Consider the following 17176-nt stretch of genomic DNA (forward strand, 5'->3'; position numbering starts at 1 on the left):
GAGTACGTCACCTCGGGCGGTCGGGGGACGCGGCCAGGCACTCCTCCAGGAACGTCAGAGCCCGCGCGTGGTAGAGCGGGGCGGCCTGACCGAGGCTGAGGTTGTGCCCGGCCTCCGGCAGACGTTCCACGACGGGGCGGCGCGTGCCCGTGAAACCGGCGGCCATGGCCGCCAGCTCCTCCCGGTCCAGGCGCCACCAGCCCTCGTAGGCGCCGAAGGTGAGTCGCACGGGGCAGCGGACGCGGGCGGCGGCCGCCGGGAACCGGGCCGGCCACCGCCCGGTCTCCTCCTCCTCGACGGCCGGGACCTCGCGGAGCAAGGCGCGGCTGGCGCGGAAGGTGCCGCCCGGATAGAGGCGCAGCGGTCCCCAGTTGAGCCCGCCCGCGCCGCCGCCGAAGGTGTCCGGAAAGTGGGCGGCGGCCGGCGCGTAGTGCCAGCCGCAGCCGTTGAGGTCGAGCCCGACCAGGCGGTCGGCGGCCGTCGCCCCGGACCAGGGCTCCCCCGCCAGGTGCAGGGCCGCCTTGCCACCGTCGGAGTGTCCGAGCAGGAAGAACCCGGCCCCGACGGGGTGCAGTTCGGCGTACTCGGCGAGGGACCTGCGCAGCAGCCGCGCTTGTTCGGCGAGCGGCAGACCGCGCGGGAGGGCGGCACGGGAGAGGCCGTAACCGGGCCGTTCGACCGCGAGGACGGTGTGGCCGAGCGCGGTGGCGAGCGCGAGCAGCGAGGTGTGCGGGGCGACCGGCCCGGCGAAGTAGCCGGGCGACATCGCCCGGCCGTGGACGGCGACGAGCACGGACCTCGGCTCCCTGGTGGCCGGTTCGGCACGCCAGGCGCCGAGGCGGTGGGGGCCCCGGCCGAGCACGATCTGCTCCACGCCCTCGGGGGCGAGGTCCCTCGGGGCGAAGGTCTGCCGGGCTACCGAGTCCGTCGGCGCGGTGCTCACGCGGGCACGCCTCCAGCCTCGTCGACGGGAACTGCCGACAGCTCCGGCCCGGCGGGCGTCAGCGCGCTGGGGACGGGGACGGAGACGGGGCGCGCCGGGGCCGGGGGCGCTTCGGCGGGCAGCGGGACCACGACGCGCCCAGCCGTCCCGGTGTTCGCGGCCAGGTGCGCGTCGAGTTCGGCCAGCCAGGCCTCCACGCTCGGGGCGCGCAGGAGCGAGGTGCCGATGAGCAGGCCCCGATAGCCCTCGGCCAGCAGACCGGCGGCGGTGGTGGGATCGCTCACCGCACTGGCGCTCACGGGGCAGAGCGTGCCCGCGGCGCGTACGGCGGGCAGCAGCGCGCGGCTGCGGTCCAGGCTCCCGGCGCCCCGTTCGCGTGCGGTGATGTCCTTGTTGTTGACGGCGACAACGCAGGTCTGCGGGTCCGGCAGACCGATCGCCTCCTCGGCGCGGGTGATCTCCACGAACGGGGTCAGCCCCTTCGCCTGGCACTCGCGGGCCAGGTCGTGCAGGGACTCCCGGGGCAGCAGCGCGGCGGTCAGCAGGACCGCCGAGACGCCCGAACGGGCGGCGGTGGCGATCTGGTCGCGCCGGGTCACGAAGTCCTTGAGCAGGACCGGGACGTCCACGCGGGCGGTCACTTCGTGCAGCATGGCCGGCGACCCGCCGAACCACCTGCCGGTCACGACGGACACGCACGGGGCCCCGGCCCGCCCGTAGGCGGCGGCGATGTCGCCGGGGGCGCGGCCCCGCAACAGGTCGACGCCGTACGCGTCGCGAGACTTCACTTCCATGATCACGGGGCGCTCCGCGCCGAGGAGCGCGGAGAGGAAGGGCTGCGTCATCGGGTCTTTCCTCACGGAGTAACGGGGTGCTCCCCAGGGAGCGGGGCTGGGGTTGCGGTCCAGGCGCGGTCCAGCACGGCGACCCGGGCGGGGTCGAGCGGACCACCGTCGGCACGGGCGGCGTTGTCGATGTCGACTCCCCGGAACCCGGGGTACGCGGCGAAGGCGTGGCCGGGGGCGTCGGCCTCGGTGAGGCCTCCGGCGAGGAGGAACGGCAGGGGCAGAGTGGGCAGCAGGGCCTCCAGCGCCTCGGCCGGCACACGGTGGCCGGTGCTGCCGACCGCCCCGCCCCGGGTCGCCGCGTCGACGAGGAACAGATCCGCCCCGGCACGGGCGTACGCCTGGAGGAAGGGCTGCTCCACGCATGCCCCGTCGAGGACGTGCACCGCCTTGACCAGCACCGCGTCGGGCAGGGCCGAGCGCAGGGCGGCGACGGCGGCGGGCGGTTGGTAGGCATGGAGCTGGACCCAGCGCACCCGGGCGGCGCGGGCGGCCGATTCGATCCGGCCGGCGTCGTGCAGGAACGTGACGAGCACGGGCTCGGCCCGGCCCGCGGTGCGGACGGCCTCGGCCAGTTCGGCCAGCTGAGCGCCGGTCAGGTCGCGGGCTCCGTTCGCCACTCCGTACCAGAGGCCGACGAGATCGGCGCGCGCGGCCACGGCGGCCGCCTCCTCGGGGGCGGTGGCGCCGCACACCTTGAGCAGACGCGGGTGCGGCCCGGTCGGGACGCTCATCCGCCCAGCCCCAGGGCCGAGGCGACGTGGTTGTACTGGATGTCGTTGGTCCCGGAGTAGAGGGTGCCGGCGACAGCCGCCCGAACCTCCTTCTCCAGGCCGACCTCGGCGAGGTAGCCCGCGCCGCCGAAGACCCGGACCGCGGAGAGGCTCGTGGACAGGGCGGCCTCACTGGCGAGGATCTTGGTGATGGCGAGGTCGGCGGTGATGTCCTCGCCCGCCGCGAGTCGCTCGGCGGTGTCGTAGAGCCACTTGGCGGAGGTCTCGGTGCGGATCTTCATGTCGACCACGCGGTGTGAGACCGCCTGGTAGTCGCCGATGGGGTGGCCGAATGCCCTGCGTTCCCTCGCGTAGGCGGCGGTGCGCTCGAGCCGGTGGCGCATCTCGCCGAGCTGGACGGTGAAGCCGAAGAGGATCTCGCGCTTCATGACGTGGTCGAGGACGAGCAGTCCGCCGCCCACCCGGCCCAGCACCCGCTCGGCGGGTATCCGGCAGCTGTCGAGGTGCAGGGTGGACAGTGGCGCGGTCCGCAGCCCCATCTTGGCGGTCGGGCCGCCGACGGAGAGCCCCGGGGTGTCCCGGTCCACGAGGAAGGCGGTGGTGCCGAGCGGTCCGCCTTCCGGGCGCGTACGCGCGTAGACGACGAATATGTCGGCGATCGGGCCGTTGCTGACGAATGCCTTGCCACCGGTGAGGACGTAGTGCGTGCCGTCGCGCTCGGCACGGGTGGTCATCGCCATGGCGTCCGAGCCGCTGTCGGGTTCGGTGATGGCGTGGGCGCCGATCAGCTCGCCCGAGCAGATTCCGGGCAGATAGCGCTCGCGCAGAGCGTCGCTGCCGAAGGCGGTGAGCGGTACGCCGGTGCTGGCCATCGAGGTGGTGGCGCAGAAGTTCAGTCCGGACTCCCGGCAGGTTGCGCCGAGGGTCTCCAGGACGTGCAGGGTGGTGAGGAGGGACTGCCCCGCGCCGCCCCATTGCCGGGGGAACGGCAGCCCGAGGACGCCGCTTTCGGCAAGGGACCGCCAACGGTGCGGTTCGAACGCGGACCGGGCGTCCGCGTCGATGTGTCCTTCGCTCAGGAGCTTGCCCCACTGGGCCATGCCGGCGCAGAGCGCCTGCTGATCCGCGTCTCGATTCCTCATGGCGGAGCCTTCCGTACGGGCCGTGCGGGTGGCCTCGGTCGATGACGGGCGGAGGGGTGACAGCGGATTTCCGCCGTCGTCAGGTCGGCGGGCGCCCGTGGTTCAGGCGCCCGTCGGGTGAGCGGCGAAAGGCCCTAGTAAGCGGAGGAGACGTTCTCGTCCAGGCTGTGGACCTCGTCGCCGCAGAGCGCCGGGGCGAAGACGCAGACCAGACGCAGGTCCTCGTGGGGCGAGGCGATCAGGAAGTGCGGGTCGTTGTTGTCGAGCGAGTAGAGGACGCCCGGCGTCAGCGGATGACTGGTGCCGTCGAGTTCCACCACCTCGCCGGAGCCCTCGATGCAGTAGCAGGTCTCCAGGTGGTTGCGGTACTCCAGGCGGGACTTGGTCCCGGCCCGCACCGTGGTGTCGGTGACGCTGTAGCCCAGGCCGTCGGCGTCCAGTAGGAATCTGCGGCTGAGTCCGTTGCCCCAGTCAACGGTCTTGACGGTCTCGATGTTTCGGATGAGCACGGGTGTCCTCCTTCGGACGGGCGGTGGCGGGACGGCCGAGGGCGGCTACGAAGGAGCGGTAGCCGTCGACCGGGTCGGACCCGGCCTCCAGGCTCCGTTCCAGCGTGGCCACTCCGGCGGAGCCGACGATCGCCGCGTCCGCGCCGCTCAGGGCGACGGAGGCGAGATCCTCGGCGGTGGACACCCCGAAGCCGACGGCTATCGGGGAGGCGGTGAGGTCGCGAAGGGAGCCGACGAAGGGCCCGAGGCCGGCGTGGCCGCCCTCGGGCGTTCCGGCGCCACTGCGCCCGTAGCGCGCGACCAGGTAGAGGTATCCGGTGGCATGGGCCGCCGCCTCGGCGACCGTGGCCGGTGAGCTGACCGGGTAGCAGGTCGTGACCTCCGGCAGGCCCGCCGAGCGCAGCGCCTCGTGGTGGGCCGGCCTCAACCGGGGCGGCAGGCCGTGGGCCAGGAGGGCGTCGGCGCCGCTGTCCGCCACGGCGCGGGCGTAGTCGGCGGGCGGGACGGTGCGCAGGCTGTGGCTCCAGTCGGCGAGCACCGCGATCCGCAGCCGCTTCAGCGCCGGTCGTACGGTGGCGACGAAGGCGAGGGTCTCGCGCAGCGCGACGCCCTGTGCCAGTGCCCGGTCGGCGGAGCGGCGCACGACGGGCCCGTCGGTGGGCGAGCCGGGGAAGGGGACGGCCAGTTCCAGGCAGTCGACGCCGGACTCGTCCAGCAGCGCGACGAGATCGGTGAGGACGGGCAACGACGGGTCGCCCGCGTTGAGGAAGACCGCCAGGCCCAGCTCCCCGCGGGCGCGGGCCTCGGCGAAGAAGTCAGCGGGCATGGTCCACCCCGGTCAGCCGCTCCAGCAGGTCGAGCGCCGCCCCTTCGTCGAGCGCTGCGCCCGCCTCGGCAACCGCTTTCGCCCAGTCGTCGCGATGCCCGGACGCCATGGCGAGCGCGGCGGCGTTGAGCTGGAGGGTGGCGCGCAGGGGGCCGCCCGCCCGGCCCGCGAGAACGGTACGGAAGTGGTCTGCGGCAGCCTCCCGGGAGACCGGGGCGAGGTCGTCGGGCGATCCGTCGGCGGGGACGAGGTCGCCCGCGCGAAGCGTCAGCGTGCTGCCGTCGGGGAGGTGGAGGGTGTTGTCGCAGATGCTGAGGAGTTCGTCCGCGCCGAGCGGGTTGGTGACCAGCCACGTCATCGGGGCTCCCGGCCGGGCTGCGACGGCCCGCAGGGCGGGCGGGAGTTCGCCCCCGCTGACCCCGGTGACCTGGGCGGCCACCGGGACAGCCGCGAGGAAGGGGCCCACGGTGTTGAGGAACCGGCCGAACGCCCGCATGGACGTGGGGACGGCCAGCCGAGCGAGCCGGACCAGCTGCGCGGGGTAGACGAACGGCCCGGTGAAGGCGATGCCGTGGGCGTCGAGTTGGCCGGCCGCCCGGTCCAGTGAGGCGGCGAGCGGGACGCCCAGCCGGTCCAGGAGGTCGATGGAGCCGGTGCTCGCGGTGTGGGCGCGTGAGCCGGACTTGACGACCCGGACCCCGCAGGCGGCGGCGACCAGCGCGGAGGCCGTGGAGAGGTTGACGGTGGGCGGCCCGCCCCCGGTGCCCACCACGTTGACGGTGCCGGGCCATGGCGTCGCGGGCCGCGGCGGGCGCCGCCGGTCCAGTGTGCCGAGCAGAGCGAGCAGGGCGTCGGTCTCGGGCAGGGCCGCGGTGAGCGAGGCGAGGAGCGCCAGCGCGTCACCGCGGTCCAGTGCACCGTCGGCCAGCGCCTGCCAGAGCGCGTCCCACTGGTCCGGGCCGGCCGGTGCGCGCCGGTCGATGATCGGGACGAGGGCCGGGTGCACGGCTCAGCCGCCCAGGGGGGCGGCGCTCCGGGAGCGCGCGATGTAGGCGTCGATGGCGTTGACGCTGCGGAAGTTGTCGGGGTCGAGGTCGCTGTCACCGACCGCGAGCCGGAAGTGGTGCTCGACCCAGGCGATCAGCTTGAGGACGCCGAGGCTGTCGAGGGCGCCGTCGGCCAGGAGGTCCAGGTCGTGCGGGAGCTGCGAGGGGGTGAGGTCGGGCAGGAACTCCCGGACGATGTACTCGCTGATCTGGTCGGTGTTGCTCACAGGGTGCTCCTTGGCGGGTTGCTCGTACGGGGTCTTCGCAGGGCTTCGGGGCCTGCCGAGGGGCTGCGGGCGGCCTACGGCGGGCAGGTCGGGCCGGGTCAGGACGCGGTCGCGGCGGTCGCGGAAGCGGTCACCGTCGCGAGCGCGCGACGGTCCACCTTGCCGGTGCCGGTGCGCGGCAGAGGCTCGCGTACCGGGGTGATGAGACCCGGCACCCAGCCGCGGGCCAGCCGGGCGGTGCAGTGCCGTTTGAGGTCGAGGCTGGTGGCGGTGGAAGCGTGCTCCAGCCGGACGACCGCGACCAGGCGGCGGCCCTCGACCGGGTCGGGGACCGTGGTCGCCCCGGCCTCCAGCACGTCGGGGTGTTCCAGCAGCACCTGTTCGACCTCACCGGTGTGGACGGCGACGCCCCGGATCTTCACCTGGTGGTCGAGTCGGCCGACGAGGCGGAGGGTGCCGTCGGCGTCCCTCTCGACCAGGTCCCCGGTGCGGAACCACGGGGTGCCCGTGCCGCCGTCCGCCGCCGGGTCCGGGACGAACTTCTCGGCGGCCCGGCGCGGATCGGCGTACCCGGTGCTCTGGAAGGGCGTGACGACCTCCAGTTCGCCGCGGCCGGGCCCGGCCAGCAGCCGGCCGTCGGAGTCCCGCAGCCGGAGGCGTACGCCCGGGAGGGGGCGGCCCAGCGGCATCGGGAGGGAGGACGGCAGGCGCCGGTCGACCTCGTGGATCAGGCTGTCGTTGGTCTCGGTGCAGCCGTAGATGTTGTGCAGCCGGGCGCCGGGGACGAGTTCCGCGAGGTCGGCCAGCACCTGCTCGGGCATCACGTCGCCGGTGAACGCCGCGTGCCGGACGGTCTCCAGCGGGTCGCTGTCCTCCGCGCGGGCCTGGGCGCAGAGCAGGGCGTGGAAGAGGGGGACTGCCTGGACCACCTCGACGCGGTGGGTGCGCATCAGGCGGAGCAGCCGGGAGCCGCCGGCCGCCGTCGAGGCGTCCACCAGCACCACCTGACCGCCGTGGGCGAGGGTGGTCCAGACGTCGAGCAGGCAGAGGTCGAAGTTGAGCGGGGCGTAGTTGAGGACGGGGGTGGACTCGGTGATGCCGAAGGCGTCGGCGGCCCAGCCGGTGAAGGCGTCCACCGCCTTGTGCGGCAGGGGGACGGCCTTGGGGATTCCGGTGGAGCCGGAGGTGGTGAGAACGACGGCGGTGCCCGGAGGCACCGCTCCTCCGCGGCGCTCGTCGCGGTGCGGGCCCGCCGCCGTGACGGTCGGCCCGGCGAGCGCGTACCGGCAGCCCGCCTCCGCCATCACCGCCGCGAGGTGGCCGGACGGCAGAGTGGGCGAGGGCAGCAGCGCGGGGCGTCCGGAGGCCAGACAGGCGAGGATGGTGGCGACGGTGCCGGGCGACTTGTCGTCGAGCACGGCGAGCGTGGCTCCGACGGGCACCTGTTCGGCGAGGCGGGCGCGGGCGGCGTCGGTCGCCTCGGCCAGTTCCCGGTAGCTGGTGGGGGTGCCGTTCCACCACAGGGCGGGGGCGTCCGGGGTCTTTTCGGCCCAGCGGAGTACGGCGTCGGCGGTCCCGCCGTACCGCTCGGCACCGTTCATCGGCCGGCTCCCGTCGCGGGGCCCAGCCGGAGCCGGCCGCTCTTGACCGCGGTGGCGCCCTGGGAGCGCACGGTGAACGCGACGGTGTCCCCGGCGGCGGAGGGCGTGAGGTCGAGGGTGGTTCCCTCGCCGGGCAGGACCGGGCGGGCGAAGCGCGCGCCGACGGCCAGGACCCGGTCGGCGTCCCCGTCCGCGTAACGTTCGGCGGCCTCTTCCACGGCGAGCGAGACGAGGCTCATGCCGTGTGCGATGACGTCCGCGAACCCGGCTCGCCGGGCGGCCTGCGGGTCGAGGTGGACCGGGTTGAGGTCTCCGGCGGCGTGGCCGTAGTCGGCGATCCACGCCCGGTCGATTCCGAGGTCGTGGCTGACCGTGGCGCCGGGCGCCTCCTGGCGGGGCACGGCCGTGGGGACGAGCGTGCCGCGCGGTTCTGCGGCCCCGATGCCGACGAGCAGGATGTGGGCGGTGAGCCGGGCCTGTTCGACGCCGGTCGTCCGGTCGGTGAGCGTGGTGGTCAGGGCGAGCCGGGTGCCCTTGGGTTCGACACGTACGGCGTCCAGTTCGGCGGACGCGTCGAGCGGGGCCCCGGCGCGCGCCGGGTGGTGCAGCTCGATCTGCTGGGCGAGGTGCACCAGGGAGTAGGGGCCGTGTCCGGCGGCGAGATCGGCGACGGTGCGTTCGGCGAGGGGGTGGGTGAGGACGAAGGCGGCAAGGGGGCCCGTCCCGGACCGGTCGGACGCCGGGCGGCCGAGCGCCCGGCGGGTGACGGTGCGGTAGTGGCCGGCGGCGCCCGCGTCGAGGAGCGGTGCGGACGGGTCGAGTGCGGATCCGGGCAGGGTCGTCATGCGGGGGTCACCACCAGGCTGCTGTTGTGGCCGCCGAAGCCGAAGGAGTTGGTCAGCGCGGGGCCGGTGGGGACGGAGCGCGGGGTGGCGTGGACCACGTCGATCTCCATCTCGGGTTCCGTTCGTGTGTGGTTGGCGGTGGGCGGCACCGCGCCGGCGTTCATCGTCAGCACGGCGACGACGAGTTCGACGGCTCCGGCCGCTCCGATGAGGTGGCCGAGTACGCCTTTGCTGGCGGTGACCGGGGGGCAGTGGGGCCCGAACACCTTGGTCAGGGCTGCGGCTTCGGCTCGGTCGTTGTGCACGGTGGCGGTGCCGTGGGCGTTGACATGGGCGATGTCCGACGGTGTCAGCCCGGCGTCGGCGAGCGCACCGGACATGGCCTCGGCGGCGAACGCCCCGTCCGGGTGCGGGGCCGAGAGGTGGTGGGCGTCGGAGGTCGCGGCGTATCCGGCGACCAGGCCGTGCGCCCGGCCGCGCCGGGCCCGTACGTCCGCCGCCCGTTCCAGCACCACGAAGGCGGCGCCCTCGCCCATCACGAAGCCGTCCCGGCTCACGTCGAAGGGCCGGCACGCCGTGGCGGCCTCGGTACGGGTGGAGGCGGCGTTGAGGTTGCCGAACCCGGCGAGGGTGATCGGGGTGAGGGTCGCCTCGCAGCCTCCCGCGATCACCACGTCGGCGCGGTGGTCGCGGAGCATGGCCGCGCCGATCCCGATGGCGTCGGCCCCGCTGGCGCAGGTGGTGCTGACGGTGAGGGCCGGTCCGTGCCAGCCCAGTTGGAGGGCGATCTGGGCGGCGGCCGCGTTCGGCATCGTCATCAGGGGCATCATCGGGCGCACCCCGCCGGGGCCTTTCGCGGCGAAGTTGACGGACTCGGCGTCGCTGGTGGTGCGCCCGCCGACGGCGTTGCCGACGATGATGGCGCAGCGGGCGGCGGGCGCCTGCGGCAGCCCTGCGTCGGCGTGGGCGGCCAGCGCGGCGGCGAGCCCGTAGCGGGCGAAGGGATCGAGCCGCTGGGCGGCCTTGCTCGCCAGCGCCTCCTGCCAGGGCAGGCCGTGGCCGGTGAGCTCCGGCACCCGGCAGCCGATGCGGATGCGGTGGCCGGCGGTGTCGAAGTGGGTGAGGTCGACCGCGAGGGAGCGGCCTGCCGAGACCGCGTTCCACAGGTGGTCGGTGGTGAGTCCGGCCGGGGTGACGGTGCCGATCCCGCTGATGGCGACGTCCGGCCGGGCGGAGCGTTCCGCCTCGTTGCGCATGGTCCTGTGCTTCCTTCCCGTTCCGGTGACCGGCCGTCGGCCGTGGACACGGTGAACCGCGAGCGCGGGATGCGCCGGCGGCGGGGAGGTCAGCCCGTCAGCAGGCCGCACTCCCCCGCGGCCTTGAGGAATGCCTCGGCGGCGAGCTCCACGTCCGTGTCCGTGTGCCGTGCGGTGACGGCGATCCGCAGCCGGGCCAGGTCACGCGGTACGGCGGGGGTGACCACGGGCAGCCCGATCACGCCCAGGCGGCGTGCGGTGGTGGCCAGGTCGTAGGCCGACTCGTCACTGCCCGCGATGAGCGGGACGACGGCGGTCTCGCTGTCGCCGGTCCGCATGCCGCCCGCGGTCACCAGCTCCCGGAACCGGGCGCCGTACCGCTGGACGCGGGCGACGCGCTCCGGTTCGGCGCGCAGCACGCGCAGCGCCTCCAGGGCGGCACCCGCCGAGGCGGGTGCGAGGGCCGCGGAGAAGAGGAACGGCCGTGCGGCGTATCGGAGATGTCCGATCAGCTCGGCCGAGCCGGCGACCCAGCCGCCCATGGAGGGGATGGCCTTGGACAGGGTGCCGAGCTTGACGTCCACCCGCACCTGGCGGCCGAAGTGCTCCTCCACCCCCAGACCGGTGCGACCGATGACGCCGAGGGCGTGGGCCTCGTCGGTCATCAGCAACGCCTCGTGGGCGTCGCATACCTCGCGGAGTCGGGGTAGCGGCGCGATGTCTCCGTCCATGGAGTAGACGCTGTCGACGATGACCAGGCGGACTCCGCCGGGGGCGGCGGCCTCCATGCGGCGGGCCAGATGGTCGGTGTCGTTGTGCCGGAAGCGGACCACGGTGGCGCCGCTGAGGCGGCAGCCGTCGACGATGCTGGCGTGGGCGTACTTGTCGACGAAGACGGTGTCGCCCGGACCGACCAGGGCGCCGATCGTGCCGACGTTGGCCGCGTAGCCGGAGCCGAAGACGATGGCCCGTTCCCGCTCGGCGACGACGGCGACCTCGGCCTCCAGCTCCTCGTGCAGGGGGATGGAGCCGGCGAGGGCCCGCACTCCGTGGTTGCCGGTGCCGTAGCGGTCCGCGGCGGCCCGGGCCGCCGCCACCACGCGCTCGTCACCGGAGAGGCCCAGATAGCTGTAGCCGGACATCATCAGCAGCCGTCGGCCGTCGAGGTCGACGTAGGCCGTGTCGCGCTCGGCGGTGTAGGGGACGAAGCTGTTGCGGCGCTCGGACTCCCACTCCAGGGAGGACACGCGGCGCTGCGTCGCTTCCAGTTTGTGCGCGATTCTCCCCCACGCTGCGGATGCCATCGGCCGTCCTCTCATTGGTGACTGCCATTGCACACGGGTGCAACGATCTGATGCGCCTCGAATTCAACGGCCTTCTCGCAATCAAGGCGCAACACGGGAGCAAGATCAAACAGTCACCGAGCTTCCGGCATGCGCCGGAGCTTCTGATTCACCGCTCGTTAACTTCTGCAACTTTATTGCGCGGTTGACACGCACTCCTTTTGAACGAGAATGCTATTTACTCAGCCGTGGAGAAGATTTGACCAAGCTCATTCCGGCCCACCGCAGACCCCGCACGGGACCCTCACGTCCGCTCGGTCCACGAGTCGCGCCCCGGGCTTGCGCACGGAACCGCACGCACGCCAGAAAGTCGACTTCCGTCTTCGTTGCCGCCGAGGAAGTCGCCTCAACCTTCTTGGGGGGATCGACCGTGCTCATCAGGCTTGTCGGCCTTGTCTCCATCGAACATGAATCCGAAGCCCCGCGGGTCCTGGCCAGCCATCAGGTGCAGATCGCCCTGGCCCGGCTCTGCCTGGAGCGTCCTTCCGGCACAGGCCGGGAACAACTCGCCGACACCATATGGCCGGATGGCCTGCCCAGCACCTGGGCCTCGGCGTTACGCAGTGTCGTCAGCCGCCTTCGGGCTCTCCTCTCGGAGCGGGAGAGCGCCGGGCCGGCGGTGATCGCACGCGGCGGGCGCTACCTGCTCCAGCTGCCGGAGTACGCCCAGGTGGATGTGGAGCGCGCGGAGCAGGCCGCCCTCACCGCGGCCGCCGCCCACCGTGAGGGTGACCACAGCACCGCGCAGCGGCTCGCCACCACCGCCGTGTCCCTGCTGCGCGGGCCGTTCCTCGCCTCCCACGAGAGCGAGTGGGTGGAGTCCGTCCGGCGCCACCTCAAGGAGTTGCGGGTCTCCGCTCTGGAGACCGCCAGCAGTTCCTCGTCCGCGCTCGGCGACACCCACCACGCCCTGCGGTACGCGGAGGAGGCGGTGCGCCAGGCGCCGTTCCGGGAGAGCGCCTACCGCTGCCAGATGACCGCTCACCGGCTGGCCGGGAACAGAGCCGAGGCCCTGCGTATATACCAGCAGTTGCGCGTCATCCTCGCCGAGGAGCTGGGCTGCGATCCGAGCCCCGAGAGCGAGGCCGCCTACCTGGGCCTGCTGGAGCGGACCCGGCTCCCGGTCTCTCCCGCCGGGGCGGGGTGGGAAACGATGTCAGCGCACCGGCCGACCTGAACCCTGAACGGCATCGGGGAGGAACGCGGTCCGCGTTCCTCCCCGATGCCGTCCTGCCGCGGCGCCGGCTCACATGATCGAGACCCCGCTGTCGATGCTGACCACCTGTCCGGTCATGCAGTCCTGGTCGAGGAAGAGGGAGACGCCGCGGGCGACCTCCTCGACCGTGACGAACCGCGGGACCGGCGCCTTGCGCGCCATGTCCGACACGACGCTCTCCGGCAGCTGATCGGTCATGCCGGTGATCATGAACCCGGGTGACAGGGCGTTCACCGTGACCCCGCGCCGGCCGCACTCCGCCGCCAGCGCACGGGTCATCCCCATGACACCCGCCTTGGAGGCGGAGTACGCGGTCTGCCCCGCCGTGGCGATGAAGCCCGACGGCGAGACCACGTTGACGATCCGGCCCCAGCGCCGCCGCAGCATGTACGGCAGCGCCACCCGGCTGGTGTGGAACGATCCCAGCAGGTTGGTACGGATGACCTCGTGCCAGTCGTCCGGGGACTGCATCGCCATCAGGGCGTCCTTGCGGACGGCTCCGTTGTTGACCACCACGTCGATGGGGCCGAGCGCCTCCTCGACCTCGCGGTAGAGCCGCTGGGTCTCCTCCCAGGAGCCGACGTCCGCGCCGACGACGACCGAGCCGTTGGTCAGCTTCTCGCTCACCGCGCGGGCCTGGTCGGCCGAGCTGCGGTAGTGGACGGCCACCCGGCAGCCCAGCGCGTCCAGTTCGACCGCCAGCGCCTGCCCGAGGCCGCCCGAGGCGCCGGTGACCAGAGCCACCGGCGCCTCGGGCCGCTTGCCCGCTTCCTTTCCTCCGCTCACGCGGTGCCTCCCCAGCGCATCAGGACCGAACCCCAGGTCATGCCCGCCCCGAACCCGGCGAGCAGCACCAGCTCCCCGGCCTTGATCCGGTCCGCGTCCAGCGCCTCGGTGAGCGCCAGCGGGACAGAGGCCGACGCGGTGTTGCCGTACCGGTCCAGATTGGTGATCAGGGACTCCGGGCGCAGACCCGAGTGCTGCATCACGGAGTTGATGATGCGGATGTTCGCCTGGTGCGGGATGACGTGGTCCACCTCCGCCGGAGATATCTTGGCCCTCTCCAGCGTCTCGCGCACCGTCCGCACCGTGAAACGAACGGCGTTGAGGTAGATCTCGTTTCCCTTGATCTGCGCGAAATGGAGCCCCTGCGCGACCGTTTCCGGTGTCGTGGGCATCCGACTTCCGCCCGCTTGGACCTTCAGTGCATCTGCACATGATCCATCCGCGCCCAGGTTCCAGGCCAGAACGGGATCTTCCGGACCTGGTACGAGAACCACCGCGGCCGCGCCGTCGCCGACGAGGATGGAGAGGTCCCGGTCGGCGGGATCGACGGTCAAGGTGTGGGTGTCCGAGCCGACGAGGAGGATCGGACGGCGGTCCATGCGCAGGATGCCCATGGCCGCGACCAGCCCGTAGACGAAGCCCGCGCACTCGGAGTTGACGTCCATCGCCCCGCCGCCGATGCCCAGTGCGTGGTGGACGAAGGCGGAGGTGGCCGGGGACGGCTGCTCGGGTGTGGCCGTGGCCACGATCAGATGGGCGATGTCGGCACCGGTCAGCCCCGCCCTGGCGAGTGCGGCGCGGCCCGCGTCGATGGCCAGGGACGCGGTGGTCTGCCCCGGGTCCACCGCCCGCCGCTCATGGATGCCGCAACGGCTGACGACCCAGTGCTCGTCGACCCCGAAGCGCTCGGCCAGTTCGGTGCTGGTGATGACCCGCTCGGGCAGGGCCTTGCCCCACCCGGCGACGGCGAATCCACTCATGGGCCCGCCTCAGGCCTCGGCCGGCTGCGGCGCCAGATCGACCAGCTTCGCGTACACGTCCCGCATGGTCGTGCTGTCGTCCAGGTCCGCGAAGAGGGACTCGTCGGCAGGGATGTCCGGGTGCTCGTTCTGGAAGTTGTAGAGCCACTCCATGAGGTCCAGCGAGTCCACACCCGGGGTGTGCCGGATCGGCGCGTCGGGCGTCACTTCGGGGGCTCCGGAGACGGCGGCGAGCTGCTCCGAGAGAACCTCGACAGTCGGCAGTGCCATGATTGTTCCTCTCTCAACGCGACGTACGGTCGTGTCGGCATGCAAGCCCCTCCTCGCAACCGAGCCGCAACAGAGCGGTCACACGCCGCTGTTGCGGACGGATTGCACAGGTCCGCTTGGCTCCCTCTCAGCACGGTTCAGGACCGGACAGCCGTACGGCGCGCTCTGCGCCCGGTCGGCAGAAGCTGCGAGGAGAGGGCGAGGATGGCGACGAGTGCCTCCTACACCGCGGAGCCGGAGGTGGACGCAGTCCGCCACCACTACGAGGTGGGAAACGAGTTCTACCAGCTGCTGCTGGGACCCAGCATGATGTACAGCGGCGGCTACTGGCAGGAGGACGAGGGCCTCACCGAGGCCCTGGACATCGCGCAGGAGCGCAAACTCGACGCGTTCGCCGAGCTTGCGGACGCGGCGGGCAAGGGCCGGGTGCTGGACATCGGCTGCGGCTGGGGCACCCTGATGGACCGGCTGACGCGGAAGCACGGCGTGCGCGAGGCGGTCGGCCTGACGCTGAGCCGCACCCAGGCCGAGTTCATCGCGGGCCTGGACAACCCGGCCCTCACCACCCGGGTGGAGAGCTGGTCGGAGCACAGCGACCCGGGGGCCTACGACGCCGCGTTCTGCGTCAACGCACTGGAGCACTTCGTACCCTCCAGCCTGTCACCGAAGGAGCGCACCCAGCGCTACAGGTTCTTCTTCCGGCAGGTGCACGAAGCGCTGGTGCCGGACGGCCGGTTCGTCCTGCACACGATGACCGCCGAGGCCCAGCCGATCGGCCGGAGGATCCTGGCGGACCTGAAGTTCCTCCAGCGTTCCGAGTTCGCCGGAATGCACATCCCGCACCTGCACGAGCTGGCGGCCGCCGCCGAGGGCCTGTTCGAGGTGGTGGAGCTGGTCAACGAGCGTGAGGCGTTCGCCCGGGCCTGCCGCGCCTGGCTGGTGCTGCTCGCCGAGCGGCGCGAGGAGGCCGTGGCGCTGGAGAGCGAGGAGGTGGTGGCCCGCTTCGAGCGCTACCTGGACATCTTCGCGTACACGCTGGAGGACCGCTTCTTCAACAACTTCCGGATGACGCTGGCCCGCAAGGGGTGACCGGGATGGCTCAGGCACCCTTGGACCCGGCCCGCGATCTGCGGGTGGCGGTGATCGGCAGCGGATTCTCCGGGCTCGGCACCGCGATCCGGCTCATGCAACAGGGCATCGACGACTTCCTGGTCTTCGAGAGGGCCGACGAGGTCGGCGGCACCTGGCGCGACAACACCTACCCGGGCTGCGCCTGTGACGTGATGTCGCACCTGTACTCGTTCTCGTTCGCACCGAACCCGAACTGGAAAAGCACCTTCGGCAAGCAGGGGGAGCTCTTCGACTATCTGCGTGACTGCGCCGACCGGTTCGGGGTGCGCTCGCGCATCCGCTTCCGACACGAGCTGACCGAGGCACGCTGGGACGACCTGCGCAAGCGGTGGCTGATCTCCACCACGGGCGGCGACTACACCGCCCGGGTCCTGGTCACGGGCACCGGCTACCTCAGCGAGCCGGCCATCCCCGGCATCCCCGGTCTCTCCGGGTTCCGGGGCGAGGTCTTCCACTCCTCCCGGTGGCGCCACGACCTGGACCTCACCGGCCGCCGGGTCGCCGTCATCGGCACCGGGGCGTCCGCCATCCAGTTCGTCCCCGCCATCCAGCCGGAGGTCGGGCAGCTCGACCTCTACCAGCGCACCCCGCCCTGGATCGGCCCGAAGAACGACAAGGCCAACAGCGCCCTCCAGACGAAACTGCTGTCCTCCGCCCCCGGCTACCAGCGCTTCCGCCGGAACTTCAACATGTGGGGCCGGGAGATCCTGGCGTTCGTGATGGCGCGCCCGGCCGTCGCCGGGAAGATGCAGAAGATGGCGTCCGACCACCTCAGGAAGAGCGTGCCGGACGCGGCACTCCGGGCCCGGCTCACCCCGGACTACGTGATGGCCTGCAAACGGCTGCTCTTCTCGAACACGTACTATCCCGCGATCCAGCAGCCCAACGTCGAGCTGGTCACCGACGCCATCTCCAAGGTCACCGCGGACGCGGTGGTCACGGCCGACGGCCGGGAGCGCCCGGTGGACACCATCGTGCTCGGAACGGGATTCGAGGCGGTACGCCGCCCGATCGCGGAACGCGTCCTCGGCCGGAACGGCACCAGCCTCAAGGACGCCTGGAGCGAGGGCATGAGCGCGCTGCGCGGCACCGGCGTCGCCGGATTCCCGAACCTGTTCATGCTCCTCGGGCCGAACACCACCCTCGGCCACTCCTCCCAGGTGATCATGATCGAGGCGCAGATCAGCTACCTCCTGGACGCCCTGCGAACGATGGACAAGCGCGGTCTGGCCGGCGTGGAGGTGCTGCCCGAAGCCCAGCGCGCCTACAACCAGAAGCTCGACCAGTGGCTGGACGGCACCGTGTGGAACGCCGGCAACTGCCGCAGTTGGTATCTCGACGAGCACGGCCGCAACCCGTCCATCTGGCCGACCTACACCTGGCGCTTCCGGCGGGCCACCAGCCGGTTCGACCCCGCCGAGCACCTGCTGAGCACCAGCGAGGACCTACGGGCGCCCGTGCCCACCGCTTCCTGAA

18 protein-coding genes are annotated in these 17176 nt (G+C 72.6%); 3 read left to right on the forward strand and 15 right to left on the reverse strand.

Annotated features, from left to right (window positions below; genetic code table 11):
- Positions 1-7 precede the first annotated feature (7 nt).
- From N7925_RS05270 to N7925_RS05325, 12 genes are all read right to left on the reverse strand, one after another.
- The gene (locus tag N7925_RS05270; protein ID WP_274343194.1) at positions 8-943 is read right to left on the reverse strand and encodes an alpha/beta hydrolase; all 936 of its coding nucleotides are present in this window, start codon (positions 941-943) and stop codon (positions 8-10) included.
- Positions 940-1788 (reverse strand): indole-3-glycerol-phosphate synthase, encoded by an 849-nt coding sequence (locus tag N7925_RS05275; RefSeq protein ID WP_265598331.1) that lies wholly within the window; start codon positions 1786-1788, stop codon positions 940-942. The genes N7925_RS05270 and N7925_RS05275 overlap by 4 nt, the downstream gene beginning before the upstream one ends.
- 11 nt (positions 1789-1799) lie before the next feature.
- Positions 1800-2522 carry an N-(5'-phosphoribosyl)anthranilate isomerase gene (locus N7925_RS05280; protein WP_274343195.1) on the reverse strand — a complete coding sequence of 241 codons (723 nt, stop codon included), beginning with the start codon at positions 2520-2522 and terminating at the stop codon, positions 1800-1802.
- On the reverse strand, positions 2519-3664 hold the full coding sequence (locus N7925_RS05285; protein WP_265598333.1) for an acyl-CoA dehydrogenase family protein: 1146 nt from the start codon (positions 3662-3664) through the stop codon (positions 2519-2521). Before N7925_RS05285 ends, N7925_RS05280 begins: the two co-directional genes overlap by 4 nt.
- A 134-nt stretch (positions 3665-3798) precedes the next feature.
- Positions 3799-4173, reverse strand: coding sequence for an ectoine synthase (locus N7925_RS05290; protein ID WP_265598334.1), 375 nt, complete (start codon positions 4171-4173; stop codon positions 3799-3801).
- Positions 4136-4999, reverse strand: coding sequence for a tryptophan synthase subunit alpha (gene trpA, locus N7925_RS05295; RefSeq protein WP_265598335.1), 864 nt, complete (start codon positions 4997-4999; stop codon positions 4136-4138). Before trpA ends, N7925_RS05290 begins: the two co-directional genes overlap by 38 nt.
- Complete coding sequence (locus tag N7925_RS05300) at positions 4989-6005, reverse strand: anthranilate phosphoribosyltransferase (RefSeq protein WP_265598336.1); 1017 nt, start codon at positions 6003-6005, stop codon at positions 4989-4991. The genes trpA and N7925_RS05300 overlap by 11 nt, the downstream gene beginning before the upstream one ends.
- Positions 6006-6008: 3 nt before the next feature.
- Positions 6009-6272: an acyl carrier protein gene (locus tag N7925_RS05305; RefSeq protein WP_265598337.1), complete on the reverse strand. Its 264-nt coding sequence runs from the start codon at positions 6270-6272 to the stop codon at positions 6009-6011.
- Positions 6273-6370: 98 nt separating this feature from the next.
- Entirely contained in the window at positions 6371-7873 is a 1503-nt protein-coding gene (locus tag N7925_RS05310) for an AMP-binding protein (RefSeq protein ID WP_265598338.1), read from the reverse strand.
- Positions 7870-8718 (reverse strand): MaoC/PaaZ C-terminal domain-containing protein, encoded by an 849-nt coding sequence (locus N7925_RS05315; RefSeq protein WP_274343196.1) that lies wholly within the window; start codon positions 8716-8718, stop codon positions 7870-7872. Before N7925_RS05315 ends, N7925_RS05310 begins: the two co-directional genes overlap by 4 nt.
- The gene (locus N7925_RS05320; RefSeq protein ID WP_274343197.1) at positions 8715-9974 is read right to left on the reverse strand and encodes a beta-ketoacyl-[acyl-carrier-protein] synthase family protein; all 1260 of its coding nucleotides are present in this window, start codon (positions 9972-9974) and stop codon (positions 8715-8717) included. Before N7925_RS05320 ends, N7925_RS05315 begins: the two co-directional genes overlap by 4 nt.
- Before the next feature lie 89 nt (positions 9975-10063).
- Complete coding sequence (locus N7925_RS05325) at positions 10064-11278, reverse strand: aminotransferase class I/II-fold pyridoxal phosphate-dependent enzyme (RefSeq protein WP_274343198.1); 1215 nt, start codon at positions 11276-11278, stop codon at positions 10064-10066.
- A 409-nt stretch (positions 11279-11687) separates the two neighbouring features.
- Here N7925_RS05325 and N7925_RS05330 point away from each other — a divergent pair, with 409 nt between their 5' ends.
- A complete protein-coding gene (locus N7925_RS05330; RefSeq protein WP_274343199.1) occupies positions 11688-12494 on the forward strand; it encodes an AfsR/SARP family transcriptional regulator in 807 nt (268 codons plus the stop codon).
- Between the two features lie 69 nt (positions 12495-12563).
- Here the strand turns inward: N7925_RS05330 and N7925_RS05335 are convergent, their stop codons facing one another.
- The 3 genes from N7925_RS05335 to N7925_RS05345 are packed head-to-tail and all read right to left on the reverse strand — an operon-like array spanning position 12564 to position 14569.
- Positions 12564-13319, reverse strand: coding sequence for an SDR family NAD(P)-dependent oxidoreductase (locus N7925_RS05335; protein WP_274343200.1), 756 nt, complete (start codon positions 13317-13319; stop codon positions 12564-12566).
- Positions 13316-14299 (reverse strand): 3-oxoacyl-ACP synthase III family protein, encoded by a 984-nt coding sequence (locus N7925_RS05340; RefSeq protein WP_265598344.1) that lies wholly within the window; start codon positions 14297-14299, stop codon positions 13316-13318. Before N7925_RS05340 ends, N7925_RS05335 begins: the two co-directional genes overlap by 4 nt.
- A 9-nt stretch (positions 14300-14308) precedes the next feature.
- Positions 14309-14569, reverse strand: coding sequence for a hypothetical protein (locus tag N7925_RS05345; protein WP_265598345.1), 261 nt, complete (start codon positions 14567-14569; stop codon positions 14309-14311).
- A gap of 204 nt (positions 14570-14773) precedes the next feature.
- Here N7925_RS05345 and N7925_RS05350 point away from each other — a divergent pair, with 204 nt between their 5' ends.
- Together N7925_RS05350 and N7925_RS05355 are read left to right on the forward strand one after the other, a co-directional pair.
- Positions 14774-15658, forward strand: coding sequence for a class I SAM-dependent methyltransferase (locus tag N7925_RS05350; protein ID WP_274343201.1), 885 nt, complete (start codon positions 14774-14776; stop codon positions 15656-15658).
- A 5-nt stretch (positions 15659-15663) separates the two neighbouring features.
- Complete coding sequence (locus N7925_RS05355) at positions 15664-17175, forward strand: flavin-containing monooxygenase (RefSeq protein WP_274343202.1); 1512 nt, start codon at positions 15664-15666, stop codon at positions 17173-17175.
- The last annotated feature ends 1 nt before the right edge of the window (position 17176 follow it).

This window comes from Streptomyces sp. CA-278952, assembly GCF_028747205.1.
Lineage (GTDB): Bacteria > Actinomycetota > Actinomycetes > Streptomycetales > Streptomycetaceae > Streptomyces.

What these genes read in the sequence shown, in the direction of transcription:
- N7925_RS05320 (WP_274343197.1), bottom strand. Translation starts at nt 9,974, where the DNA reads ATGCGCAACGAGGCGGAACGCTCCGCCCGGCCGGACGTCGCCATCAGC.
- N7925_RS05315 (WP_274343196.1), bottom strand. Translation starts at nt 8,718, where the DNA reads ATGACGACCCTGCCCGGATCCGCACTCGACCCGTCCGCACCGCTCCTC.
- N7925_RS05345 (WP_265598345.1), bottom strand. Translation starts at nt 14,569, where the DNA reads ATGGCACTGCCGACTGTCGAGGTTCTCTCGGAGCAGCTCGCCGCCGTC.
- N7925_RS05340 (WP_265598344.1), bottom strand. Translation starts at nt 14,299, where the DNA reads ATGAGTGGATTCGCCGTCGCCGGGTGGGGCAAGGCCCTGCCCGAGCGG.
- N7925_RS05285 (WP_265598333.1), bottom strand. Translation starts at nt 3,664, where the DNA reads ATGAGGAATCGAGACGCGGATCAGCAGGCGCTCTGCGCCGGCATGGCC.
- N7925_RS05350 (WP_274343201.1), top strand. Translation starts at nt 14,774, where the DNA reads ATGGCGACGAGTGCCTCCTACACCGCGGAGCCGGAGGTGGACGCAGTC.
- N7925_RS05275 (WP_265598331.1), bottom strand. Translation starts at nt 1,788, where the DNA reads ATGACGCAGCCCTTCCTCTCCGCGCTCCTCGGCGCGGAGCGCCCCGTG.
- trpA (WP_265598335.1), bottom strand. Translation starts at nt 4,999, where the DNA reads ATGCCCGCTGACTTCTTCGCCGAGGCCCGCGCCCGCGGGGAGCTGGGC.
- N7925_RS05355 (WP_274343202.1), top strand. Translation starts at nt 15,664, where the DNA reads ATGGCTCAGGCACCCTTGGACCCGGCCCGCGATCTGCGGGTGGCGGTG.
- N7925_RS05280 (WP_274343195.1), bottom strand. Translation starts at nt 2,522, where the DNA reads ATGAGCGTCCCGACCGGGCCGCACCCGCGTCTGCTCAAGGTGTGCGGC.
- N7925_RS05325 (WP_274343198.1), bottom strand. Translation starts at nt 11,278, where the DNA reads ATGGCATCCGCAGCGTGGGGGAGAATCGCGCACAAACTGGAAGCGACG.
- N7925_RS05310 (WP_265598338.1), bottom strand. Translation starts at nt 7,873, where the DNA reads ATGAACGGTGCCGAGCGGTACGGCGGGACCGCCGACGCCGTACTCCGC.